Here is a 23,880-nt window from a genome sequence, read left to right as displayed (position 1 = left end):
CCCCGTCCCGGCGGGGGCCCGGCGGTGTTCAGCGGGCCGCGCCGACCGACTCCTCCGGCTCGGCGCGCCCGGCGAAGGTCCGCCACAGCTCGGCGTACCGGCCGCCCAGCGCGAGGAGTTCCTCGTGGGTGCCGTCCTCGGCGACCCGGCCGTGGTCCATCACCACCACCCGGTCCGCGCGGGCGGCCGTGGTCAGCCGGTGCGCGACCACCAGCGTGGTGCGACGGCCCGCGAGCCGGTCGGTGGCCTGGTTGACCTGGGCCTCCGTGGCCAGGTCGAGGGCGGCCGTGGCCTCGTCCAGGAGCAGCACGTCGGGGTCGACCAGTTCGGCGCGGGCGAGCGCGATGAGCTGGCGCTGGCCCGCGGAGAGGTTGCGGCCGCGCTCGGCGACCTCGTGCAGGTAGCCGCCGTCGAGGGTGGCGATCATCTCGTGCGCGCCGACCGCCCGCGCGGCCGCCTCCACCTCGGCGTCGGTGGCGGCCGGGCGGCCGTAGGCGATGGCGTCGCGGACGGTGCCCGGGAAGAGGTACGCCTCCTGCGGGACGACGCCGAGCCGGTGCCGGTACGCGGTGAGGTCGAGGGCGCGCAGGTCGGTGCCGTCGGCCGTGACCCGCCCGGCGGTGGGGTCGTAGAACCGGGCCACCAGCTTGACCAGCGTGGACTTGCCGGCGCCGGTCTCGCCGACGAAGGCGACCGTCTGGCCCGCGGGGATCGTCAGGTCGATGTCGGCGAGGGCCGCTTCGCCGTCGCCGTACGCGAAGCGCACGCCCTCGAAGGCGATGTCGCCGCGCAGCGACCGCACGTCCCGCGGCTGCTCGGCCGCCTCGGTGGAGGTGGGCTCGCGCAGCAGTTCCTGGATGCGGCCCAGGGAGACGGTGGCCTGCTGGTAGCCGTCGAAGACCTGGGAGAGCTGCTGGACGGGGGCGAAGAAGAGGTCGATGTAGAGGAGGTAGGCGACCAGGGCGCCGGTGGTGAGGGTGGCGGCCTGGACCCGGTGCGCGCCCGCGATCAGCACGGCGGCCGCGGCGACGGAGGACAGTAGCTGCACGAAGGGGAAGTAGACCGATATCAGCCGCTGGCCGCGCAGCCGGGCGGCGCGGTAGCTGTCGCTGCGCTCGGCGAACCGCCGCCCGCCGTCCCGCTCGCGGCGGAAGGCCTGCACGATCCGCAGCCCGGACACCGACTCCTGGAGGTCGGCGTTGACCGCCGAGACGCGCTCGCGGGCGAGCTCGTACGCCTTCACGCTCGCCCGGCGGAAGAAGAAGGTGGCGACGATCAGCGGGGGCAGTGTGGTGAAGACGACGAGGGCGAGCCGGATGTCGATCACCAGCAGGGCGCCCATGATGCCGAAGAAGGTGACGACCGAGACGAACGCGGTGACCAGGCCGGTCTGGAGGAAGGTGCTCAGGGCGTCGACGTCGGTGGTCATCCGGGTCATGATCCGGCCAGTCAGCTCGCGCTCGTAGTGGTCGAGGCCGAGCCGCTGGAGGTGCGCGAAGATCTTCAGCCGGAGCGTGTAGAGGACGCGTTCGCCGGTACGGCCGGTCATCCGGGTCTCGCCGATCTGCGCGGCCCACTGGGCCAGCACCACCAGCAGGGCGAGCAGCGAGGCCGACCAGACGGCGCCGATGGCCAGCTTGGTGACGCCCGCGTCGATGCCGTGCCGGATCAGCACCGGCAGCACCAGGCTCGCGCCCGCGTCCACGGCGACCAGGAGCAGGCTGGCCAGCAGGGGCAGCCCGAAGCCGCGCAGCAGACGGCGCAGGCCGTAGGAGTCCTCCGGCCGCACCGCCTCGTCCTCGTCGATGCCGGGGGTGTCGGTGGCCGGGGGCAGCGCGGCCACCTGGGCGAGGAGCGCGGGGGTGGCCGGGGTGCCGGCCAGCGCCTGGTCCTTGGGGGTGCGGTCGCCGGTCCACAGCCGGGGGGTGAGGCCGCGCTCGGCGTCGTACTCGGCGTCCAGCTCGGCCCGGAGGGTGTCGTCCTCGCGCGGCTCGTCCGGGAGCGTGTGGCCCGGGGAGACGCCGCCCAGCTCGTCCGGGTCGGTCAGCAGCTTGCGGTAGAGGGCGGAGCGCCGCTGGAGCTCCTCGTGGGTGCCGAGGTCGGCGAGCCGGCCGCGGTCGAGCACGGCGATGCGGTCGGCGAGGTTCAGGGTGGAGCGGCGGTGGGCGATCAGCAGCGTCGTACGCCCCCGCATCACGTGCCGGAGGGCCTCGTGGATCTCGTGCTCCACGCGGGCGTCCACGGCGGAGGTGGCGTCGTCCAGGACCAGCAGGCGGGGGTCGGTGAGGATGGCGCGGGCGAGCGCGACGCGCTGGCGCTGGCCGCCGGAGAGGGTGAGGCCGTGCTCGCCGACCGTGGTGTCGTAACCCTCGGGCAGTTCCCGGATGAAACGGTCCGCCTGGGCGGCGCGGGCGGCGGCCTCGATCTCCTCCTGGGTGGCGTCCGGGCGGCCGTAGGCGATGTTGGAGCGGACGGTGTCGGAGAAGAGGAAGGAGTCCTCCGGGACCAGTCCGATCGCGGCGCGCAGCGAGGACTGGGTCAGCTCGCGGACGTCGTGGCCGCCGATCAGGACGGCGCCGTGGGTGACGTCGTAGAAGCGCGGCAGGAGCAGGGAGAGGGTGGACTTGCCGGAGCCGGAGGAGCCGACGACGGCCAACGTCTCGCCCTGGCGGATCTCGAAGCTGAGCCCGTCGAGGACCTTGGCGTCGCTGTCGTAGCCGAAGGACACGTCTTCGAACTCGACGGTCGCGGGCGCGTCCGCGGGCAGCTCCAGGGTGCCGTCCTTCATGGTCGGCTCGGTGTCGATCAGCTCCAGGACGCGCTCGGTGCCGGCGCGGGCCTGCTGGCCGACGGTGAGGACCATGGCGAGCATGCGGACCGGCCCGACCAGCTGGGCGAGGTAGGTGGAGAAGGCGACGAAGGTGCCGAGGGTGATGTGCCCGCGCACCGCGAGCCAGCCGCCGAGGGCGAGCATGGCGACCTGGCCGAGCGCCGGGACGGACTGGAGGGCGGGGGTGTACTTGCTGTTCAGGCGGATGGTGCGCAGCCGGCCCGCGTACAGCTTGCGGCCGACGGCACGCAGCTTGCCGGTCTCCTGCGCCTCCTGCCCGAAGCCCTTCACCACGCGTACGCCGCTCACCGCGCCGTCGACCACGCCCGCGACGGCGGCGGCCTGGGCCTGGGCGTACCAGGTGGCGGGGTGCAGCTTGCTGCGGCTGCGCTTGGCGATCCAGCCGAGCGCGGGGGCGACGGCGAGGGCGACGAGGGTCAGCGGCAGCGACAGCGACGCCATGATCACCAGGGAGACCAGGAAGAGCAGGACGTTCCCGATGGTCATCGGGAGCATGAAGAGCAGGCCCTGGATGAGCTGGAGGTCGCTGGTGGCGCGGCCCACGACCTGCCCGGTCGACAGCTCGTCCTGCTGGCGGCCGTCGAGGCGGGTGATCGTGTCGTACATCTCCGTCCGCAGGTCGTGCTGGACGTCGAGGGCGAGCCGGCCGCCGTAGAAGCGGCGGACGAAGGTGAGGGCGTAGACGAGGACGGCGGCGACGACGAGGGCGGCGGCCCAAGGGGTCATGGAGCGGGTGTGGGCGCCGATCACGTCATCGATGATCACCTTGGTGATCAGGGGGACGACGGCGGTGAGGGCCATGCCGGCGAGCGAGGAGCCGAGGGCCAGGACGACGTCCTTCGGATACCGCCAGGCGTAGCCCGCGAGCCGTCGTGCCCATCCCCGTTGTGGTTCCACGCCGGTGCCTCCCGATCGTCGTACTTATCCGGAAGGCACCAACACGGCGGGAAGCGGATTTCATCCCTCCGCAACAATCGGTCGTCAGACGCGCACCCGCAGGTAGTAGAACCGGGTCGTCTGCACCGGGTTCTGGTTGTCGTCGCTGACCAGGACGACCTTCAGGCGGCCGGTGCGGTCGCGGCCCGTGATGGTCATGCCCTCGATGTTGTCCAGGAGGGGGTTGGGCTGGGGCTGCTTGGCGGTGGCGCCGAGGGAGGGGCAGGCGGCGATGTCGGTGAGCAGGGTCTTCTTGACCAGCCGGACGCCGGACTCGTCGGTGAGGTTCTCGATGCCGCTGGTGTCCGTGGCGTGGCGCGGGTCGGCCAGGTAGAGGCGGACGGTGTTGCCGACGCCCGCGGTGAAGCCGCGCTCCAGGACGAGGAGCCGGCCGTCGGGCGTGGCCTGCACCTCGGGGACGCCGAGCCCGGCGTCGATGCGGTAGGCGTACTGGGCGGCGAGCCGGAAGTGGCCGTCCCCGGTCCGGGTCCAGGTCTGGAAGCGGACGAGGTCGGCGGAGTCGCCCGCGATCGGGTCCTCCATGGACGCGAGGAGGGTGTGCCCGCCGGGCAGCAGGGTCAGGCCCTCGAAGGTCTGGTTGGAGGTGGCGCGGCCGGCCGGGGCGACGAGGAGGGAGGACGGCACGGGGAGCCGGTCGAGGATCTCGCCGGCCGGGGAGTAGCGCCGGATGGAGGGCTCGACCTCGGAGGTGATCAGCCGGGTGCCGTCGCGATCGATGACGAGGCCCTCGGAGTCGAGGTCGCGGCCGTTCTCGTCGGCGAGGTGGACGGCGGACTTCGGCGCGAGGGTCTTCGCGTCCAGGTCGAAGAGGGAGGACCGGTCCGCCAGGGCGGCGAGCGATCCGTCGCGGTCGACGGCGAGGGCGGAGAAGTTGCCGACGAAGGTGCCGTCGTACGTCGTCTTGTCGAGCGCGTCGGAGAAGCGGTCGAGGGAGACGATGCTCGAACAGGCGTGATCCGCCGGGGAGTCGGCGGACCGGGCCACGGCGGGCCCGGCGGCGGTCAGCGTGGTGGCCGCCGCCAGGCCGGCGGTGAGGGTCGCAAGTACGTGTCTGAGTCGCATGGTTGATCACCGTACGGGGCGCCGGTGACGCGCGGGAGACCCCGTGACCTCGTATCGGAACGTCCCCCGGCTCAGCCCTGGGGCGGCGTGGCGACGAACGCCTCGCTCGGCTCGCTGGTCGGGACGTAGCGCGCCGTCTTGGCAGTGGTCGGCACGAGGTCCTTGTGGATGACCCTGGCGACGTTCTGGATGGTCGTGACGCCGTAGTCCATGGTGCTGTCGTCCTGGGTCAGCACGGACATCATGTAGTCGTGGCCGCCGCCGTTGAAGGTGCCGAGGCTGTGCACGCGCCAGCCGTGCGTGGAGCGCTGGAGCCAGCCGTTCTTGACGTGCACGGAGACGGTGGACGGCGCCCCGGCGGGCGTACCCCAGCGCTGCGACGACACGACCTTGCCCATCAACTTCTGGATGTACGCGCGGGAGTTGTCGCTGAGCACGCTGTTCTTGGCGGTGACCAGCTGGAGGAGCTTCTGTTCGTCGGTGACGTTCTCCTGGGTCAGGCCCCAGTAACCGCCCGTGCCGGGCACGGTCCTGGTCATCTTGGCGGCGGCCAGGAAGCCCTTGATCTTCGTCAGGCCGAGCTGCTTCCAGAGCTTGCTGGTGGCGTCGTTGTCCGACCGGGTGATCATGGCCGTGGCGAGCGAGGACTCGGTACCGGTCAGGTACCGGTTGTGCTTCTTGGCGTCCCAGAGCAGCGTGGCGAGCACGGTGACCTTGACGGTGCTGGCCGAGTCGTAGGCGCTGGTGGCCCGCAGGGTGCAGGTGGTCCTGGTGGTGCGGTCGTACAGGCCGACGGCGACGGTGCCCTTGCGGTTCGCGAGCGCCGCGGTGATGTCCTTCGTCAGCTTGGCGGCCAGGCCGGCCTTGCCCGACGTGCAGCTCACGGTGGGCGTGGCCGCGGCGGCCGGGGTGGCCGCCGCGACGGTGGGTATGAGCAGCGCGGCGCCGAGCGCCGCCGACGTCACCTTGGCGCGCCGGCCGATGCGGTGGGTCATGGAAGGGTCCCCCCTGGGAACGGACATGCGGGCGCACCGTCTGCGCCCGTTGCCTTGACGCGTGGCGGTGGCCGGAAGTTGCACGCATGCCCTCGGGGCGGGGGTTCCAACTGGCGGGCGAGCGGCAATGCTTCGCTCATGCCGGATCCGAAGGAAACCCCCTACACCAGGTCGGGCCGCCTCTACGCCGCCCTCGCGGTCCTCCGCCTGACGGCCGGCGCGGACACCCGGCTGCGCACCCCGGACGACCACGCCCCCAAGACCCACCCCCAGGGCCGCATAGACACCCTCCTCAGGCGGGACCTGTACGACCTCCTCGCCAAGTCCCGCACGGGGAACCACTGGCCGGCGGCGGCGGAGGCCTTCCGCCACGTCCCGGACCTGCTGACCGAGGGCCCGATCCCCCAGGGCCCCATGCCGGAACAGGGACTCGCGGAACACAGGGCGGGGTATGACGCGCAACTGGCGGGGTTCCGGGAGAAGTTCCCGGACTTGCCGAGTTGAACGCATCCGTCACCAGCGATCTTGTGTAACCATGAGGCGGTTATGGGGGTACAAGACGATCGCGGTCCGCAGCACTCGCCGGTGACCACACATAATGATGCCAGCGGCATATTTTATGGCCCGGTATTGCAGGCAGGCTCGATCAACGGCGGTGTCGTCTTCACCGACGGTCGCGGCAAATCAGACATCGACGATCGCACTGAGGCCCTGGCCGGAAGCGTGCAGACATTCTGGCAACATGAAATGGCCAATCGCCGGGAGCACGACCCGGTCACGATGCCGGTGCGCTGGCACCTTGCCACTGCCAAGCTATCCGATCAGCCGGCCAATATCCGCCGTGTCCGGGCCGGCGCACCCGCCGAACCTCTGGACCTGGATGGGCGCATCGAGCAAGTGGCGGAGACGTATCAGCGTGTCCCTTCCCGCCGACTGGTCATCCTCGGCCCGGCCGGCGCCGGGAAGACCACGCTGGCCGGCCGCCTGGCCCTGGACCTGCTGGAAGCCCGCCGACCGGGTGAGCGGGTACCGGTCATCGTCAGTGTCGGCTCCTGGAACCCTGAGACCACAGGCCTGAACGTCTGGCTGGCCGAACAACTCATCCGTGACCACCCCGGTCTGGCAGCCCGTGTCCACAAGGGTGGGCCGACCTGGGCCACCGCGCTGATCGAGGGTGGCCGGGTCCTGCCCATTCTGGACGGCTTCGACGAAATCGCTTCCGGCTTCCATCACCGCGCGCTGCGAAAACTCAACAACACGCCCGTTCCCATGGTGATCACCAGCCGGGTGGACGAGTACGACACCGCAGTGCGCGGCGCGGATGTGCTGACCGCTGCCGCCGTCGTAGAACTCGACGACCTGACCTTGAAAGACCTGGAGGACTACCTGCCCCGCACCGCGGCGGGAAGCCTCACCGGGATCTGGGATCCCGTCCTGGAACGAATGCGCACCGAGCCGCACGAGCCGGGGCCGGCCGTGCTGCGCCGGGTTCTGACCAACCCGTTGATGCTGTTCCTGGCCCGCACTATCTATAGTGACGCCCCCGGCCATGACCCCATACGATTACTGGACACCGACCGTTTCCCCACCGAATCGGCCGTTCAGGATCATCTACTGTCCGAGTTCGTGCCCGCCGTTTACCAGGCCGACCGACCAGACCACCCGCGACTCCGGTCCGCCAAGCACGCTCAGCGTCATCTGACCTACCTCGCCGGGCATCTCCAGAGTGCGGGTACGCATGATCTGGCCTGGTGGCAACTCCGCGACACCATTCCCCGATGGCAGCGCGCCCTCGTTTTCGCCGTCGTGGACGGGCTCCTCACCGCGCTCGCGTACGGGCTCACGGCCGGGCCGACGAAAAGGTTCTTCCTGGGTGAGCCACCGTACGGGCTCACGACGCCGAACGCGCCAGCGGTCGGACTCACTGTCGCGCTGGCGAGCGCGCTCACCGTCGCGCTGGCGAGCGGGCTCACGGCCGCGCTCACCAGACGGGTCCGCAGGAGGCGACGGCGTGACAAGTCGCCATTGTTCGCCGGCAGGTTCACCCCCGCGATCGGGGCCGGTCTCGGAACCGGCCTGGTGTGGGGGCTCGCGATCGGTCCTGTGATCGGGCTCAAATACGAGCTCCTGTTGTTCGTGCCCGCGAGCGGGCTCATGTTCATGCTGTTGACCGGGCTCGCACTCATGTCGAGGGTCGCCCTCACCAAATGGGTCCGCAGGAGAAGACGCTCCGGCAAGGCGCATCCGTTTTCCCGCAGACTCACCATCGCACTCGGGACTGGTGCCCTCTACGGAGTCGTGGTCGGGCTCATGGCCGGACTCACATTCGGGTTCACAGTCAGGCCCTCGTACGGGCTCACGTTCGGGCTCGCGCTCGGGGTCGAGTTGATGCTGTTGGCCTGGCTCGCATTCATGTCGAGGGTCGCGCTCACCAGATGGGTCCGCAGGAGAAGACGCCGCGGCAAGGCGCATCCGTTTTCCCGCAGGCTCACCATCGCACTCGGGGCCCGCCTCGTCTGCGGACTCGTGTACGGGCTCGTGTACGGGCTCATCTACGGGCTCGCGAACGGGCTCAAGTACAGACTCGTGTTCTTCGTGCCCCTGACGGGACTCGTGTTCATGCTGGTGTACGGGCTCGCGTTCATTTTGAGGGTTCGGCTTACCCGACGGGTCCGCAGGAATCGCCTGCGTGGTAAGTCACGTTTGTTTTCCGGCGAGTTCATCATTGTCTTCGGGGTTGGTCTCGGAACCGGACTTGCAGTCGGGACCGTCGTCGGGATCGCGGTCTGGCTCGTGTACGGGTCCACGGCCGGGCTCGCAACCGGAGTTGTGCTCGGCCTCGCGGCCGGGCTTGCGGCCGGGCTCATCGGGCCCCGTGGTGCAGGCCCTCAACCAACCCGTACACGCCGTACAGGCCGCGGCGGGAACCGATTCATCGCCGGCAGGTTCGCGGTCGGGGCCAAGGTCGGGTTCACGGCCGGCTTTGTGGTCGGGGTCGTGGTCGGGGTGGTGGCCACGTTCGACAGTGGGTCCCTGTCCGACTTGGTGGCCATGGTCGTGGTCGGGCCCGTGGTCGGGTTGGCGTTCGGGATCGTGCTCGCGCTCGTGACCGGGTTCGCGGCTGTACTCGCGTTCGGGCTTGAAGCGCCCGCGGATACGGCGGATGTCGCCAGAGCCGTGGAATCACGGGCCCTGGACCGGGGAAACACCATCCGCAAGATGTTCATGGTCGGGGTGCCGTTCGGGATCCTGAATGTGCTTGCGGACGCGCTCGGGTATGCGCCCTCGCACGTGCCCGTGGACGTGCTCGAGTATGGCCTCGCAGCCGCGGTCGTCGGGGGATTCGCGAGCATGCGTGCTACCAGTGCGTGGATCTACTGGCTGGTCTTGGTCCGGGGATGGTTGCCGCTCACCGGCCGTCTGCCCTGGCGGGTCCAGGCATTCCTCACCGACGCCCACAAACGAGGTGCGCTGCGACAAACCGGGGCGGTCTACCAATTCCGCCATGCCCGGCTGCAACACCACCTGATCGCCGACTCGTCCACTGCTGCTTCGGTACCCGAAGCGCCGGATTGCCATGACGCCGAACCCGACTCCTCGTCGGCGTAGCAGCCGCCGAAGTCCTGCCTTCCGGAGCTCCAGCCCCGGGGGCTCACGCGCAGGGCTCACCGCGACGCAACTCGTCCCCGCCGGCGAGGACATCGACGGGACACGCGTCAGCCGAAGTGGAGGTCGCCCTTGATGGTGCCGGTCTGAATGACGGGGCCTCGGATGTCGCCTCCGCTGATGGTGTTGTGCACGGTGGTGCCCTCCTCCACGGAGTGCCCTCCCGCCGCCATCAGTGCGCGCAGCTCGCCCTCCGCCGCCGGGTCCTCGCGAAGCAGGAGCAGCAGCCGTGCCCGCCATCGGGACTCGGTCTCGGCGATGGCCGCTCGGTCACCGCCGTTCACGGCGGCAACGAGCGCGGCCCGAGCGGCTTCCAACTCCTCTTCCGCCGCCTCTGTCTCCCCCGGCCGTCCGCGCCCGAACAACGCCGTCGCCCGGCTCTTGACCGCGGCCCATGCGTCGCCCGCCATCAGCTGTACCAGAGACGTCGCCCCGGACACGGCCAACGCGGTCAGTTCAGCATCCACCCGGTGCCCCTCCCCTTCTGCCACTCGCTGCCGTCCCCTCGAACCACCGGCGATGCCAGACTACTTGGAGCACCTTGCGACACAGGGGATGAACAAAGGAAGGAACGCGGACGGCTCGCCCGACTCATGGCGGCCCGCAGCTCCGCCGCGATGCGCTGGTACTTGGGCTGCCGCCCCGTCTCCCGGCTGCTCATCCAGACCCCTCTTCCAGCACGCCCGGAAGCCGCTCGGTCGGCAGATCGGGGTGCGCGTCGCCCGGTACGACGGCCGGCTGCGCGTGGAGGTCGCCGACGCCGGCCGTGCGCGGCCAGCATGACGGTTCGTCACTTCATGGGCGAGGCCTTACGGGCCGCCGCGATCTGCCGGGTCATGATGGTGGTCAGTTCGTAGGCCGTGTGGGAAGCCGCCACGGACGTGATCTCGGCGTGGTCGTAGGCCGGGGCCACCTCGACCACGTCCGCCGAGACCAGGTTGCAGGACGCCAGCCCGCGCAGGATCTCCAGCAGCTCGCGCGACGTCATGCCGCCCGCCTCCGGCGTGCCCGTGCCCGGGGCGTGCGCCGGGTCGAGGCAGTCGATGTCGATGGAGATGTACAGCGGGCGGTCGCCGATGCGCTGGCGGAGCTGGTCGGCCACCTCGTCGGCGCCCCGGCGGTAGACGTCCGCGGAGGTGACGATGCCGAAGCCCATCTTCTCGTCGTCCGTCAGGTCCTGCTTGCCGTACAGCGGGCCGCGCGTGCCCACGTGCGAGAGGGCGGAGGTGTCGAGGATGCCCTCCTCCACCGCGCGCCGGAACGGCGTGCCGTGGGTGTACTCGGCGCCGAAGTACGTGTCCCAGGTGTCCAGGTGGGCGTCGAAGTGCAGCAGCGCGACCGGGCCGTGCTTCTTCGCCACCGAGCGCAGGAGGGGCAGGGCGATCGTGTGGTCGCCGCCCAGGGTCATCAGGCGGGCGCCGGTACCCAGCAGCTCGTCCGCGGCGGCCTCGATCGTCTCGACGGCCTCGTGGATGTCGAACGGGTTCACCGCGATGTCGCCGCCGTCCGCGACCTGCGCGAGCGCGAAGGGGGAGGCGTCCTGCGCCGGGTTGTAGGGGCGCAGCAGCCGGGACGCCTCGCGGATGGCGTTGCCGCCGAAGCGGGCGCCGGGCCGGTACGAGACGCCGGAGTCGAAGGGCACGCCCACCACGGCGACGTCGGTGGTGCCGACCTCGTCCAGGCGGGGCAGCCGGGCGAAGGTCGCGGGGCCGGCGTACCGCGGGACGCGGGAGGAGTCGACGGGGCCGCGGGGCGTCTCGTTGCTGCTCATTGCGTGTGCCTTCTTTCCTGCGTCCTGGCCGCGTCCTGGCGCGCTTTCGTCTCGCCTGCATCGCGCTTCGTCGCGGTTTCCTGGGATCGACATTAGGTGGCCCGGCAGCCGCGCCGAAGTGTACGTTTTATCCATTCAGGAGGTGTGGAATGGAGGAAACGCACATCATGGCGGATTCGAATGCCCAGGTCCCCCCGACCCCGCCCGTCCCCCTCTCCGCCCTCCTCGCCCGCGAGGACCTCGCGCTGCGCCGGCTCGCGGGTCCCGTCGGCCCGGACGTCGTCATCCACTGGGCGCACGCCTCGGAGATGGCCGACCCCTTCCCCTACCTGCTGGGCGGTGAGCTGCTGCTGACCGCGGGGGTGCAGATCCCCGACGCGTCGGCGCCGGACGCCTTCTTCGACGCGTACGTCGCCCGGATCGTCGCGGCGGGCGGCGCCGCCCTCGGCTTCGGGCTCGCCCCGGTGCACGAGACGGTGCCGGCCGCCCTGGTGGCCGCCTGCGACGCCCATGGGCTGCCCCTGCTGGAGGTCCCGCCGGGGACCACCTTCTCGGGCGTGGCGCGCGCGGTGTGGGAGCTGATGGCGCAGGCCAGGCTCGCCGAGCTGCGCCGGGTCACCGAGGCCCAGCAGAGCCTCGCCGCGGCGGCCGCCCGCCCCGACCCGGTCCCCTCCGTGCTGCGCCGGCTCGCCCGGTGGCTGTCCGGCCACGCGGTCCTGTACGGCCCCGACGGCACCCGGATCGCGGCGGCGGGGCGGGAGCCGGCCGCGGCCGTCGCGCAGGCGCTGCGCGACCTGACCGAGGTGGTACGCCCGACCGGCCCGGCCACGCCCGCCTCCGCCGCCGACACCGTCGACGGCATCCATCTGTCCGCCTACGCCCTGGGCTCCGGCGGGGGATTCGTGCTCGGCGTCGCCGCCGGACGGCGTGCGGGCGGGGACCACACCATCGCCTCGGTGGGCGCGGTCCTGCTGTCGCTGCTGACCGGCGAGCACCACAGCGGGGCGGGAGCGGCCCGCTCCTCCGCGCTGGTACGGCTGCTGCTCGGGGCCCCGGCGGACGCGGTCGCGCCGCTGCTCACGGCCGGCGACGGCGACGGCGACGGCGACGGCGACGGCGACGGCGACCGGATCGTCGTACACGCGCGGCCCGAGCGGCAGGCGCCGGACGCCGTGGCCGCCGCCGCCCTCGGCACCGCCCTGGGCTCGCCCCTGGTCGACCTCGGCGACGAGGTCGTACGGGTCCTCGCGCCCGCCGACCGGGAACCCGCCCCGGTGCCCGGCTGGACCCTCGGGGTCAGCGCGCCCGCGGCTCCCGGCGACTGGGCCGCCGCCGACGCCCAGGCGGCCCGCGCGCTGGCCCGCGCCCGCGCCATCCGCGCCCCGCTGGTCCGGCACGGCGCGCGGCCCGGACTGTCCGCCCTGGTGCCCGAGGCGGAGGCGCGGGCTCACGCCCGTGCCCTGCTCGCGCCGCTCGCCGCGCGCCCCGCCCTCGTGGACACCCTGCGCACCTGGCTTTCCCTGCACGGCAGTTGGGACCGCACCGCGGTGGCCCTGGGGGTGCACCGCAACACCGTGCGCCAACGCGTCGCGCGCAGCGCGCTGCTGCTGGACGCCGACCTGGACGACCCGGACGTGCGCATGGAGTTGTGGTTCGCGCTGCGGCACCACTGACCCTCCCGGCGGTGACGCCCGTCCCACCGGGCGAAACCCCGGGGACGCCCGCGCCCGGCTGCCCCACAATGGGTGCCATGCCGATACCCGGGACACCCAGCCGCGCCCAGCTCGTCGACCACCTGGTGAGGACCCGTATCGCGGGGGACGTCGCCACGCCCCGCGAGAACAACCTCTCCCACTACCGACGGCTGGCCAACGGCGACCGCAACTTCTGGTTCGGTCTGGAGCTGGGCGACCGCTGGGCGGACGAGCAGGACGTGCTCGCGGTGATGGCCGAGCGGGTGGGGGTCAACGACGACCCGGAGTACCGGTACGGCCAGGACACCATCGACCCGGAGCTGACCGTGGACGGGCTCGACCGGCTCGCGGCGCGGCTGCGCAAGGCGGCCGAGGGACGCGAGCGGGTGCTGTTCGCGACCGGTCACCCGGGTGGCCTGCTGGATGTGCACCGGGCCACGGCCGCCGCTTTGCGCGCCGCGGGCTGCGAGATCGTCGTCATCCCGGACGGGCTGCGGACGGACGAGGGGTACGTCATGCAGTTCGCGGACGTGGCCGTCCTGGAACACGGGGCCACGCTGTGGCACACCCACTCGGGCGAACCGATGCGGGCCATTCTCACGGGACTTGAGCACGCCGGGCAGCCGCTGCCGGACCTGGTGGTCGCCGACCACGGCTGGGCCGGGTACGCCGCGCAGCACGGCCTGGACTCGGTCGGATACGCCGACTCCAACGACCCCGCGCTGTTCCTCGCCGAGTCGGAGGGCACCCTCCAGGTCGCCGTGCCGCTGGACGACCATGTGGTCAGCCCGCGTTACTACGACCCCATGACCGCGTACCTGCTGGCCGCGGCAGGTCTGGACGGGTAAGGGCAAGCGCGGGGGGCAACCGGCCCTGGTCACAAGGACGTACGGCGACACAGGGATGTGCGGCCCCGCGGGCGGGACCGCACATCGTGTTCCATCGGGCGTCACGACTCAGGGCGTCAGGGCTCAGCGGCCTCCGCCGCCACCACCGTGGCCTCCGCCGCCACCGCCGTGGCCGCCACCACCGTGACCGCCACCACCGTGACCGCCACCACCGTGACCGCCACCACCGTGACCGCCGCCACCGTGGCCTCCGCCACCATGGCCTCCACCGTGGTCGCCGCCACCGCGTCCGCCGTGGTCGCCGCCACCGCGTCCGCCGTGGTCGCCACCGTATCCACCATGGTCGCCGCCACGTCCACCGTGGTCGTAGCCGCCACGTCCACCGTGGTCACCACGTCCGTAGCCACCGCAGTCGTCGTTCCACCAGCCGCCGCAGTAGTCCCTGCTGTAGGAGCTGTGGTCCTGGTGGCTGTACGTCGTCGCCGAGGCGGTGCCCGCGGCGCCGAGGGCGGCTCCACCGGCCAGCATCATGCCGGCGGCGGACAGGGCGAAGAGACGCCTCGTGCGTTGTGCTCGCATAGGAGATACCTTCCGTTCCATCTTCTCTCGCGGCTCCCTTTCGGGAGAACGCGAGGTGGATGGCCGCCGCCGCACGCAAAGTGAGAAGTGCGGCACGGTCTTCGGATGTCACCGCTGGTCATGTGCGGCACGCGGACGCGTCCGACGCCTGCGGTCCACCCGGACGCTGGCGCGCCATCAGGTACCGCGGCTGAGGTCAGGGGGTCTCCCGGGGCCTCGTCGGCCGCGCATGCCGTGCACGTGCGGCTTTCACTCATTGAGCCTAGTACCGCACCCGCCACTTGGCACCTTCAGGAAAGCTGTCCAGGTAGGGCTAGCGCGGGACGCGGACGACGCCCTCCTGGATGACGGTGATGGCGAGCCGCCCGTCCTGGGTGTATATCCGGGCCTGACCGAGGCCGCGGCCGCCGTGCGCGGACGGCGACTCCTGGTCGTAGAGCAGCCATTCGTCGGCGCGGAAGGGGCGGTGGAACCACATCGCGTGGTCCAGGGAGGCGCCCACCACGTCGCCGACCGCCCAGCCGCCGCGGCCGTGCGCGAGCAGCACGGAGTCGAGCAGCGTCATGTCGGAGACGTAGGTGGCGAGGACGACGTGCAGCATCGGGTCGTCGTCCAGCTTGCCGTTGGTGCGGAACCACACCTGGCTGTGCGGCTCGCGCGGCTCGCCGAACCGGCCGTACGGCGGCTCGTCCACGTATCGCAGGTCGACCGCCTCGCGGGCCTCCAGGAAGCGTTCCACCACGTCGGGCGCGAGATGGCCGTAGCCGCCCATCCGCTCCTGGGAGGTCGGCAGGGCCGCCGGGTCGGGCGCGGGCGGCATCGGCGCCTGGTGGTCGAGGCCCTCCTCGTACGTCTGGAAGGACGCCGAGAGGTGGAAGATCGGCTTGCCGTGCTGGACGGCGACCACGCGGCGGGTGGTGAAGGACCGGCCGTCGCGGATGCGGTCGACGGTGTAGACGATCGGCGCGCCGGGGTCGCCGGGGCGCAGGAAGTACGCGTGCAGGGAGTGGGCGGGCCGGTCCGCGGGGACCGTGCGCCCGGCGGCGACCAGCGCCTGCGCCGCGACCTGCCCGCCGAAGACACGGGGTACGACGGCGGAGCGGGACCGGCCGCGGAAGATGTCCTCCTCGATCTGCTCCAGGTCGAGCAGATCGAGGAGTTCCTGGAGTGCCTGGCTCATGACGTGTGGTGGTACCCGCCGGTGATCGCGGGGACCTTACAGGCCCATGTCCTTGGCGATGATCGTCTTCATGATCTCGCTGGTGCCGCCGTAGATGCGGTTGACGCGGTTGTCCGCGTACAGGCGGGCGATCGGGTACTCGTTCATGTACCCGTAGCCACCGTGGAGCTGGAGGCAGCGGTCGATGACGCGGTGGGCGACCTCGGTGCAGAACAGCTTGGCGGAGGCGGCCTCGGCGGGGGTCAGCTCGCCGGCGTCCAGGGCCTCGGTCGCGCGGTCGGCGACGGCCTCGGCGGCGTCCACCTCGGCCTGGCAGGCGGCCAGCTCGAACTTGGTGTTCTGGAAGTGGGCGACCGGCTTGCCGAAGACGGTGCGCTCCTGCACGTACTGCTTGGCGAACCGGACGGCGGCCTTGGCCTGCGCGTAGGCGCCGAAGGCGATGCCCCAGCGCTCGGAGGCCAGGTTGTGGCCGAGGTAGTAGAAGCCCTTGTTCTCCTCGCCCAGCAGGTCCTCGACGGGGACCTTGACGTCCACGAAGGCCAGCTCGGCGGTGTCGGAGGTCTTCAGGCCGAGCTTGTCCAGCTTGCGGCCGACGGAGTAGCCCTCGGACTTGGTGTCCACCGCGAACAGGGAGATGCCGTGGCGGCGGTCCTCGGCGGTGGGCGCGGCGGTGCGGGCGCACACGATCACGCGGTCGGCGTGGACGCCGCCGGTGATGAAGGTCTTGGCGCCGTTGAGGACGTAGTGCGTGCCGTCCTCGCTGAGCTTGGCGGTGGACTTCATGCCCGCGAGGTCGGAACCGGTGCCCGGCTCCGTCATCGCGATGGCCCACATCTCCTCGCCGGTGACGAACTTCGGCAGGTAACGCTTCTTCTGCTCGTCCGTGGCCAGCATCTTGATGTACGGCAGGGCGAGCAGCACGTGCACGCCGGAGCCGCCGAACTGGACGCCCGCGCGGGCGGTCTCCTCGTACAGGACGGCCTCGAACTTGTGGCTGTCCAGGCCCGCGCCGCCGAACTCCTCGGGGACGTTGATACCGAAGATGCCCAGCTCGCCGAGCTTGTAGTAGAAGTCGCGGGGCGCCTGGCCCGCCGCGAACCACTCGTCGTACACCGGTACGACCTCGGCCTCGATGAAGGCGCGCAGGGTCTCCCGGAACGCCTCGTGATCCTCGTTGAACACCGTACGGCGCACGCCGCCACCTCCACTGACCTCGGCATGCCGGAAAAGGACATGTCTAAGCGCTTGCTCATACGAGCGTACCGGCGGGTAGGGAAGGCGTCCAGGGGTGGACGGTCGTAACCCTCGTCACGCCGGGGGCGAGCGGCGCGGAACGGGGCGCGCGGGACCGGCGGTACGGGGCGAGGCGGACGGAACGGGCTATTCGGACCCGGCGGCGGCGAACGCCCCCCGCGCCATCCGGTGCAGCAGCGCCGCCGTGGCCCCCCGGCCCGGCAGGGTGCCCGCGCGGCCCAGGTGGGGGGTGGAGTTGAGCAGGCCGAAGACGGAGTGGACGGCCGAGCGGGCGGTGGGCTCGGTCAGGGCCGGGTAGACCTCGCGGACCACCCCCACCCACAGCTCGACGTACTGCCGCTGGAGCTGGCGCACCAGCTTGCGGTCGCTGTCGCGCAGCCGGTCCAGCTCGCGGTCGTGCAGGGTGATCAGCGGCCGGTCGTCCAGGGCGAAGTCGATGTGGCCCTCGATGAGGGAGTCCAGGACCGCCGTGGCGCGGGCGTCCCCGTCCGCCTCCGCGAGCCGCCGCCTGGCCCCGGTGAGCAGCTGACCGCTGATCCCCACCAGCAGTTCGGCGAGCATCGCGTCCTTGCCCGGGAAGTGCCGGTAGAGGCCGGGGCCGCTGATGCCGACCGCCGCCCCTATCTCGTCCACGCCGACGCCGTGGAAGCCGTGCTCGGCGAAGAGCCGCGCGGCCTCCTTGAGGATCTGCTCGCGGCGGGTCGGGGCGTCGGTTCTGGCCATGAAGACAATTCTAGACAGCGAGGTTAGCGGTCGTTAACCTGAAGGAAATGGTTAACGCTCATTAACCGGTTCGAGCACCGGGTGAGGGGACCGCAGGATGCAGGAGGCACCGGAACTCCGGAGCGGTGGGGGCGCCCCCGCGCAAGTTCTTTCGAGCGTGGGGGAAGATCCCGCGTCGGAGGCCTGGCGGGCCAATGAACAGGCCCATCTCGCGCTCGTCGAGGAGCTGCGCGGCAAGCTGGCCGCGGCGGCGCTCGGCGGTGGGGAGCGGGCGCGGGCCCGGCACACCGCGCGCGGCAAGCTGCTGCCGAGGGACAGGGTCGACACACTCCTCGATCCGGGCTCGCCCTTCCTGGAGCTGGCCCCGCTCGCGGCGGACGGGCTGTACGACGGGCAGGCGCCGGCCGCCGGCGTGATCGCCGGGATCGGCCGGATCAGCGGGCGCGAGTGCGTGATCGTGGCGAACGACGCGACCGTCAAGGGCGGCACGTACTACCCGATGACGGTGAAGAAACACCTGCGCGCCCAGGAGGTGGCCCTCGACAACCGGCTGCCCTGCGTCTACCTGGTCGACTCGGGCGGCGCCTTCCTGCCGATGCAGGACGAGGTGTTCCCCGACCGCGAGCACTTCGGGCGGATCTTCTACAACCAGGCCCGGATGTCCGGCGCGGGCATCCCGCAGATCGCGGCCGTGCTCGGCTCGTGCACCGCGGGCGGCGCGTACGTCCCGGCGATGAGCGACGAGGCCGTCATCGTCCGCAACCAGGGCACCATCTTCCTGGGCGGCCCCCCGCTGGTGAAGGCGGCCACCGGCGAGGTGGTCACGGCGGAGGAGCTGGGCGGCGGCGAGGTCCACTCCCGGATCTCCGGCGTCACCGACCACCTCGCGGAGGACGACGCGCACGCCCTGCGCATCGTCCGCAACATCGTCTCCACCCTGCCGGCCCGGCGGTCCCTGCCCTGGGAGGTCACCCCGGCCGTCGAGCCGAAGGTGGACCCCGCGGGGCTGTACGGCGCGGTGCCGGTCGACTCCCGCACCCCGTACGACGTCCGCGAGATCATCGCGCGCGTGGTCGACGGCTCCCGGTTCGCCGAGTTCAAGAGCGAGTACGGCCAGACGCTGATCACCGGTTTCGCGCGCATCCACGGGCACCCGGTCGGCATCGTGGCCAACAACGGCATCCTCTTCGCCGAGTCCGCCCAGAAGGGCGCGCACTTCATCGAGCTGTGCGACCAGCGCGGCATCCCGCTGGTGTTCCTCCAGAACATCTCCGGCTTCATGGTCGGCAAGGACTACGAGGCGGGCGGCATCGCCAAGCACGGCGCCAAGATGGTGACCGCGGTGGCCTGCACCCGCGTGCCCAAGCTGACCGTCGTCGTCGGCGGCTCGTACGGCGCGGGCAACTACTCGATGTGCGGCCGGGCCTACTCCCCCCGCTTCCTGTGGATGTGGCCCAACGCCAAGATCTCGGTCATGGGCGGCGAGCAGGCCGCCAGCGTCCTCGCCACGGTCAAGCGCGACCAGCTTGAGGGCCGGGGCGAGTCCTGGTCCGCCGAGGACGAGGAGACCTTCAAGGCGCCGATCCGCGCGCAGTACGAGACCCAGGGCAACGCCTACTACGCGACCGCCCGCCTGTGGGACGACGGCGTGATCGACCCGATGGAGACCCGTCAGGTGCTCGGACTCGCCCTGACGGCCTGTGCCAACGCGCCACTGGGAGAGCCCCAGTTCGGCGTCTTCCGGATGTGAGGAGGGGAATCGTGTTCGACACAGTGCTGGTCGCCAACCGGGGCGAGATCGCCGTACGCGTCATCCGTACGCTCCGCCGGCTCGGCGTGCGCTCGGTGGCGGTCTTCTCCGACGCCGACGCGGGAGCGCGGCATGTCCGGGAGGCCGACACGGCGGTACGGATCGGTCCGGCGCCCGCGGCGGAGAGCTACCTGTCGGTGGAGCGGCTGCTGGCCGCCGCCGCCCGCACGGGCGCGCAGGCCGTCCACCCGGGCTACGGCTTCCTCGCCGAGAACGCCGCCTTCGCGCGCGCCTGCGAGGAGGCGGGCCTGGCCTTCATCGGCCCCTCGGCCGACGCCATCGCGCTGATGGGCGACAAGATCCGCGCCAAGGAGACGGTGGCGGCGGCCGGGGTGCCGGTGGTGCCCGGCGGCCGTGACCCGGAGCTGGCCGACGCGGCCCGCGAGCTGGGCCCGCCCGTGCTGCTGAAGCCGTCGGCCGGCGGTGGCGGCAAGGGCATGCGCCTGGTGCGGGACCTCGCGGTCCTGGACGAGGAGATCGCCGCCGCCCGCCGCGAGGCCCGCGCATCCTTCGGCGACGACACCCTGCTGGTGGAGCGGTGGATCGACCGCCCCCGGCACATCGAGATCCAGGTGCTGGCCGACGGCCACGGCAACGTGGTGCACCTCGGCGAGCGCGAGTGCTCGCTCCAGCGGCGCCACCAGAAGATCATCGAGGAGGCGCCGAGCGTCCTCCTCGACGAGGCCACGCGCGCGGCGATGGGCGAGGCGGCCGTGCAGGCGGCGCGCTCGTGCGGGTACCGGGGCGCGGGCACGGTGGAGTTCATCGTGCCGGGCAGCGACCCCTCCCAGTACTACTTCATGGAGATGAACACCCGTCTCCAGGTGGAGCACCCCGTCACCGAGCTGGTGACCGGGCTCGACCTGGTCGAGTGGCAGCTGCGGGTGGCGGCCGGGGAGCCGCTGGGCTTCGCGCAGGACGACGTGCGGCTGACTGGGCACGCGGTCGAGGCCCGCATCTGCGCCGAGGATCCGGCGCGCGGCTTCCTGCCCTCCGGCGGCACCGTCCTGCTGCTGGACGAGCCGGAGGCCGACGGCGTCCGCACCGACTCCGGACTCAGCGAGGGCACCGAGGTCGGCAGCCTGTACGACCCGATGCTGTCCAAGGTGATCGCGTACGGCCCCGACCGCGCGACCGCGCTGCGCAAGCTCCGGGCGGCGCTCGCCGACACGGTCACGCTGGGCGTGCAGACGAACGCGGGCTTCCTGCGCCGGCTGCTCGGCCATCCGGCCGTGGTGGCGGGCGAGCTGGACACGGGCCTGGTGGAGCGGGTCGTGGCCGACCTGGTCACCACGGACGTGCCGGAGGAGGTGTACGAGGCGGCGGCGGCCGTGCGCCTGGAGGAACTGAAGCCCGCCGGCGACGGCTGGACCGACCCCTTCTCGGTGCCGAGCGGCTGGCGCCTGGGCGGTACCCCGAAGCCCCCCGTCTTCCCGCTGCGGGTGCAGGACCCGGTGGCGTACACCCCGCGCGGCACCGCCACCGTCACCGGCGACACCGTGGCCGTCACCCTGGACGGCGTCCGGCACACCTTCCGCCGCGCCGGTGACTGGCTCGGCCGGGACGGCGACGCCTGGCAGGTGCGGGACCACGACCCGGTGGCCGACTCGCTGTCCCAGGCGGCGCACGCGGGTGCCGACTCGCTGACCGCGCCGATGCCCGGCACGGTGACCGTCGTCAAGGTCGCCGTCGGGGACGAGGTCACCGCCGGCCAGAGCCTGCTGGTGGTGGAGGCGATGAAGATGGAGCACGTCATCTCCGCCCCGCACGCGGGCACCGTCGCCGAGCTGGACGTGACGCCCGGCAGCACGGTCGCCATGGACCAGGTGCTGGCCGTCATCGCGCCGAAGGAGGAGGCGGAATGAGCGCCGAGCAACTGCCCATGGTCGTACCGGCCCCCGGTCTGCCCGCCCGGGTGCGGATCCACGAGGTCGGCGCGCGCGACGGGCTGCAGAACGAGAAGAGCGCCGTACCGACCGAGGTGAAGGCGGAGTTCATCCGCCGCCTGGCCGACGCGGGCCTGACGACCGTCGAGGCGACGAGCTTCGTGCACCCCAAGTGGGTGCCCCAACTCGCCGACGCCGAGGAGCTGTTCCCGCAGGTGCGGGATCTCGCCGGGGTCGCGCTGCCGGTGCTGGTGCCCAACCAGCGCGGTCTGGACCGGGCGTTGGCCCTCGGCGCCGACCGGATCGCGGTGTTCGCCAGCGCCACCGAGTCCTTCGCCAAGGCCAACCTCAACCGCACGGTGGACGAGTCCCTCGCGGTGTTCGAGCCGGTGGTGCGCCAGGCCAAGGACGCGGGCGCGCACGTGCGCGGCTATGTCTCCATGTGCTTCGGCGACCCGTGGGAAGGCGGGGTCCCGCCGCACCAGGTGGCCCGTGTCTGCACCGCCCTGCGCGACATGGGCTGCGACGAGCTGAGCCTCGGCGACACGATCGGCGTGGCGACCCCCGGGCATGTCCGGGAACTCCTGAACCTGCTCAACGGGGAGGGCGTGCCGACCGACGAGATCGGCGTGCACTTCCACGACACCTACGGCCAGGCGCTCGCGAACACCTACGCGGCCCTGGAGCACGGCGTGACGACGGTCGACGCGTCCGCCGGCGGGCTCGGCGGCTGCCCCTACGCCAAGTCCGCCACCGGCAACCTCGCCACCGAGGACCTGGTCTGGATGCTGCACGGCCTCGGCATCGAGACCGGGGTCGACCTCGGCCGGCTGACCGCCACCAGCGTGTGGATGGCCGCCCATCTGGACCGGCCCAGCCCCTCCCGTACCGTCCGCGCTCTCTCCCACAAGGACCAGTGATCAGCATGGACCACCGCCTCAGCCCCGAGCTGGAGGAACTCCGCCGTACGGTGGAGGAGTTCGCGCACGACGTCGTGGCGCCGAAGATCGGCGACTTCTACGAGCGGCACGAGTTCCCGTACGAGATCGTCCGCGAGATGGGCCGCATGGGTCTGTTCGGGCTGCCGTTCCCGGAGGAGTACGGCGGCATGGGCGGCGACTACCTGGCGCTCGGCATCGCCCTGGAGGAGCTGGCCCGGGTGGACTCCTCGGTGGCGATCACCCTGGAGGCCGGTGTCTCGCTCGGCGCGATGCCGATCCATCTGTTCGGCACCGAGGAGCAGAAGCGCGAGTGGCTGCCCCGGCTGTGCTCGGGGGAGATGCTCGGCGGCTTCGGCCTGACCGAGCCGGACTGCGGCTCGGACGCGGGCGGCACGCGGACGACGGCCCGGTTGGACCCGGACACCGACGAGTGGGTGATCAACGGCTCCAAGTGCTTCATCACCAACTCGGGCACCGACATCACCGGGCTGGTCACGGTCACCGCGGTCACCGGCCGCAAGCCCGACGGCAGGCCGCTGATCTCGGCGATCATCGTGCCGTCCGGCACCCCGGGCTTCACGGTGGCGGCGCCGTACTCGAAGGTGGGCTGGAACGCCTCCGACACCCGCGAACTCTCCTTCGTGGACGTTCGCGTGCCGGCCGCCAACCTGGTCGGCGAGGAGGGCCGGGGGTACGCCCAGTTCCTGCGCATCCTGGACGAGGGCCGCGTGGCCATCGCCGCCCTCGCGACGGGTCTGGCCCAGGGCTGTGTGGACGAGTCGGTGAAGTACGCCAAGGAGCGGCACGCCTTCGGCCGGCCGATCGGCGCCAACCAGGCGATCCAGTTCAAGATCGCCGACATGGAGATGAAGGCGTACACGGCCCGCCTCGCCTGGCGCGACGCCGCCTACCGCCTGGTCGCCGGCGAGCCCTTCAAGAAGGAGGCGGCCATGGCGAAGCTGTACTCGTCGACGATCGCGGTGGACAACGCCCGCGAGGCCACGCAGATCCACGGCGGCTACGGCTTCATGAACGAGTACCCGGTGGCCCGCATGTGGCGCGACTCCAAGATCCTGGAGATCGGCGAGGGCACGAGCGAGGTCCAGCGGATGCTGATCGCGCGGGAACTGGGCCTGCCGAGCTGACCCCACCGCCCCCGCGAAAGGGCACCCCACCGGACCACCGGCGGGCGTGCCCTTTTCCCTTCCCGGGAGCCCCTTACCGCCAACCGTGCAGCGTCAGGGCACCGGCCCGACCGAGACAGCCACGCAGGCCCGCACCGGGGTACTCGATGATGTCCTCGGGCAGCTCATGGTCGGCGAACCAGCGCAGCGCGAGGCACTTCTCGGGTTCCTTGTTCCGGGGCGTCCCCTCCCACCGCCTGGCCTCGAAGAAGAAGCCGATGCGCTCCGAGCCGTCCTCCTGCCGGTGGTGCACGACGTGCCGAAGCTCCAGGTGCTCGGGATCGGCCTTGACATCGGTCTCCTCGAACAACTCCCGGGCCGCCCCGACGGTGAGGGCTTCCCCCTGGTCGAGCTTGCCGGAGGGCAGATGCCACCGCCCGTATCCGTAGGGCCCCCCTCTCCGTGAAAGAAGAACCTTGTCGCCGTCGCGGAGCAGAACGTGGGTGTCGATGGTGGGCTGTGCCGGGTGTCCGCTCATG

At 71.7% G+C, this 23,880-nt stretch carries 18 protein-coding genes; 8 read left to right on the top strand and 10 right to left on the bottom strand.

Translation table 11 applies throughout. The annotated features are described in order from the left end of the window. Positions 1–28: 28 nt before the first annotated feature. The 3 genes from AB0927_RS01225 to AB0927_RS01215 form a co-directional block, all read right to left on the bottom strand. Positions 29–3,748 carry an ABC transporter ATP-binding protein gene (locus AB0927_RS01225; protein ID WP_366665364.1) on the bottom strand — a complete coding sequence of 1,240 codons (3,720 nt, stop codon included), beginning with the start codon at positions 3,746–3,748 and terminating at the stop codon, positions 29–31. A gap of 84 nt (positions 3,749–3,832) precedes the next feature. After that, positions 3,833–4,870 (bottom strand): esterase-like activity of phytase family protein, encoded by a 1,038-nt coding sequence (locus AB0927_RS01220; RefSeq protein ID WP_366665363.1) that lies wholly within the window; start codon positions 4,868–4,870, stop codon positions 3,833–3,835. 71 nt (positions 4,871–4,941) lie between these two features. After that, a complete protein-coding gene (locus AB0927_RS01215) occupies positions 4,942–5,865 on the bottom strand; it encodes a serine hydrolase (protein ID WP_366665362.1) in 924 nt (307 codons plus the stop codon). A gap of 138 nt (positions 5,866–6,003) precedes the next feature. Here AB0927_RS01215 and AB0927_RS01210 point away from each other — a divergent pair, with 138 nt between their 5' ends. Both AB0927_RS01210 and AB0927_RS01205 read left to right on the top strand, forming a co-directional pair. Then, positions 6,004–6,369, top strand: coding sequence for a hypothetical protein (locus AB0927_RS01210; RefSeq protein ID WP_366665361.1), 366 nt, complete (start codon positions 6,004–6,006; stop codon positions 6,367–6,369). 42 nt (positions 6,370–6,411) lie between these two features. Next, complete coding sequence (locus tag AB0927_RS01205; RefSeq protein WP_366665360.1) at positions 6,412–9,474, top strand: NACHT domain-containing protein; 3,063 nt, start codon at positions 6,412–6,414, stop codon at positions 9,472–9,474. A gap of 107 nt (positions 9,475–9,581) precedes the next feature. Here the strand turns inward: AB0927_RS01205 and AB0927_RS01200 are convergent, their stop codons facing one another. Together AB0927_RS01200 and speB are read right to left on the bottom strand one after the other, a co-directional pair. Next, complete coding sequence (locus AB0927_RS01200; protein ID WP_366665359.1) at positions 9,582–9,998, bottom strand: hypothetical protein; 417 nt, start codon at positions 9,996–9,998, stop codon at positions 9,582–9,584. A gap of 323 nt (positions 9,999–10,321) precedes the next feature. After that, positions 10,322–11,302 carry an agmatinase gene (gene speB, locus AB0927_RS01195; RefSeq protein ID WP_366665358.1) on the bottom strand — a complete coding sequence of 327 codons (981 nt, stop codon included), beginning with the start codon at positions 11,300–11,302 and terminating at the stop codon, positions 10,322–10,324. A 167-nt stretch (positions 11,303–11,469) separates the two neighbouring features. Here speB and AB0927_RS01190 point away from each other — a divergent pair, with 167 nt between their 5' ends. Then, positions 11,470–12,975: a PucR family transcriptional regulator gene (locus tag AB0927_RS01190; protein WP_366665357.1), complete on the top strand. Its 1,506-nt coding sequence runs from the start codon at positions 11,470–11,472 to the stop codon at positions 12,973–12,975. 77 nt (positions 12,976–13,052) lie between these two features. Beyond that, positions 13,053–13,844, top strand: coding sequence for a phosphatase (locus AB0927_RS01185; protein ID WP_366665356.1), 792 nt, complete (start codon positions 13,053–13,055; stop codon positions 13,842–13,844). A 116-nt stretch (positions 13,845–13,960) separates the two neighbouring features. Here the strand turns inward: AB0927_RS01185 and AB0927_RS01180 are convergent, their stop codons facing one another. The 4 genes from AB0927_RS01180 to AB0927_RS01165 all read right to left on the bottom strand — a co-directional run bounded on the left by AB0927_RS01180 (position 13,961) and on the right by AB0927_RS01165 (position 17,580). After that, positions 13,961–14,251 carry a hypothetical protein gene (locus AB0927_RS01180; protein WP_366665355.1) on the bottom strand — a complete coding sequence of 97 codons (291 nt, stop codon included), beginning with the start codon at positions 14,249–14,251 and terminating at the stop codon, positions 13,961–13,963. A 485-nt stretch (positions 14,252–14,736) separates the two neighbouring features. Further along, complete coding sequence (locus tag AB0927_RS01175) at positions 14,737–15,603, bottom strand: acyl-CoA thioesterase II (RefSeq protein WP_366665354.1); 867 nt, start codon at positions 15,601–15,603, stop codon at positions 14,737–14,739. 36 nt (positions 15,604–15,639) lie between these two features. After that, the gene (locus tag AB0927_RS01170; RefSeq protein ID WP_010046948.1) at positions 15,640–16,797 is read right to left on the bottom strand and encodes an acyl-CoA dehydrogenase family protein; all 1,158 of its coding nucleotides are present in this window, start codon (positions 16,795–16,797) and stop codon (positions 15,640–15,642) included. A gap of 186 nt (positions 16,798–16,983) precedes the next feature. Further along, positions 16,984–17,580 (bottom strand): TetR/AcrR family transcriptional regulator, encoded by a 597-nt coding sequence (locus AB0927_RS01165; protein ID WP_366665353.1) that lies wholly within the window; start codon positions 17,578–17,580, stop codon positions 16,984–16,986. Positions 17,581–17,737: 157 nt separating this feature from the next. Here AB0927_RS01165 and AB0927_RS01160 point away from each other — a divergent pair, with 157 nt between their 5' ends. From AB0927_RS01160 to AB0927_RS01145, 4 genes are read left to right on the top strand one after another with little or no spacing between them, the layout of a single operon-like run. Beyond that, positions 17,738–19,330 (top strand): carboxyl transferase domain-containing protein, encoded by a 1,593-nt coding sequence (locus AB0927_RS01160; RefSeq protein ID WP_366665352.1) that lies wholly within the window; start codon positions 17,738–17,740, stop codon positions 19,328–19,330. Positions 19,331–19,341: 11 nt separating this feature from the next. Next, positions 19,342–21,255, top strand: coding sequence for a biotin carboxylase N-terminal domain-containing protein (locus tag AB0927_RS01155; RefSeq protein WP_366665351.1), 1,914 nt, complete (start codon positions 19,342–19,344; stop codon positions 21,253–21,255). Beyond that, positions 21,252–22,196 carry a hydroxymethylglutaryl-CoA lyase gene (locus AB0927_RS01150; protein WP_366665350.1) on the top strand — a complete coding sequence of 315 codons (945 nt, stop codon included), beginning with the start codon at positions 21,252–21,254 and terminating at the stop codon, positions 22,194–22,196. Before AB0927_RS01155 ends, AB0927_RS01150 begins: the two co-directional genes overlap by 4 nt. 5 nt (positions 22,197–22,201) lie before the next feature. Next, entirely contained in the window at positions 22,202–23,362 is a 1,161-nt protein-coding gene (locus tag AB0927_RS01145) for an acyl-CoA dehydrogenase family protein (protein ID WP_366665349.1), read from the top strand. Between the two features lie 73 nt (positions 23,363–23,435). Here AB0927_RS01145 and AB0927_RS01140 read toward each other — a convergent pair whose 3' ends face one another. Continuing rightward, positions 23,436–23,879 carry an NUDIX domain-containing protein gene (locus AB0927_RS01140; RefSeq protein ID WP_366665348.1) on the bottom strand — a complete coding sequence of 148 codons (444 nt, stop codon included), beginning with the start codon at positions 23,877–23,879 and terminating at the stop codon, positions 23,436–23,438. Position 23,880: the final 1 nt, after the last annotated feature.

Source organism: Streptomyces sp. NPDC048106 (assembly GCF_040706415.1).
Classification (GTDB): domain Bacteria; phylum Actinomycetota; class Actinomycetes; order Streptomycetales; family Streptomycetaceae; genus Streptomyces.
Note: the sequence above shows the minus strand (reverse complement) of the source record. Positions and strands in the feature narration are given on the sequence as shown.

What these genes read in the sequence shown, in the direction of transcription:
- AB0927_RS01210 (WP_366665361.1), top strand. Translation starts at nt 6,004, where the DNA reads ATGCCGGATCCGAAGGAAACCCCCTACACCAGGTCGGGCCGCCTCTAC.
- AB0927_RS01140 (WP_366665348.1), bottom strand. Translation starts at nt 23,879, where the DNA reads ATGAGCGGACACCCGGCACAGCCCACCATCGACACCCACGTTCTGCTC.
- AB0927_RS01215 (WP_366665362.1), bottom strand. Translation starts at nt 5,865, where the DNA reads ATGACCCACCGCATCGGCCGGCGCGCCAAGGTGACGTCGGCGGCGCTC.
- AB0927_RS01190 (WP_366665357.1), top strand. Translation starts at nt 11,470, where the DNA reads ATGGCGGATTCGAATGCCCAGGTCCCCCCGACCCCGCCCGTCCCCCTC.
- AB0927_RS01205 (WP_366665360.1), top strand. Translation starts at nt 6,412, where the DNA reads ATGGGGGTACAAGACGATCGCGGTCCGCAGCACTCGCCGGTGACCACA.
- AB0927_RS01150 (WP_366665350.1), top strand. Translation starts at nt 21,252, where the DNA reads ATGAGCGCCGAGCAACTGCCCATGGTCGTACCGGCCCCCGGTCTGCCC.
- speB (WP_366665358.1), bottom strand. Translation starts at nt 11,302, where the DNA reads ATGAGCAGCAACGAGACGCCCCGCGGCCCCGTCGACTCCTCCCGCGTC.
- AB0927_RS01220 (WP_366665363.1), bottom strand. Translation starts at nt 4,870, where the DNA reads ATGCGACTCAGACACGTACTTGCGACCCTCACCGCCGGCCTGGCGGCG.
- AB0927_RS01165 (WP_366665353.1), bottom strand. Translation starts at nt 17,580, where the DNA reads ATGGCCAGAACCGACGCCCCGACCCGCCGCGAGCAGATCCTCAAGGAG.
- AB0927_RS01145 (WP_366665349.1), top strand. Translation starts at nt 22,202, where the DNA reads ATGGACCACCGCCTCAGCCCCGAGCTGGAGGAACTCCGCCGTACGGTG.
- AB0927_RS01185 (WP_366665356.1), top strand. Translation starts at nt 13,053, where the DNA reads ATGCCGATACCCGGGACACCCAGCCGCGCCCAGCTCGTCGACCACCTG.
- AB0927_RS01175 (WP_366665354.1), bottom strand. Translation starts at nt 15,603, where the DNA reads ATGAGCCAGGCACTCCAGGAACTCCTCGATCTGCTCGACCTGGAGCAG.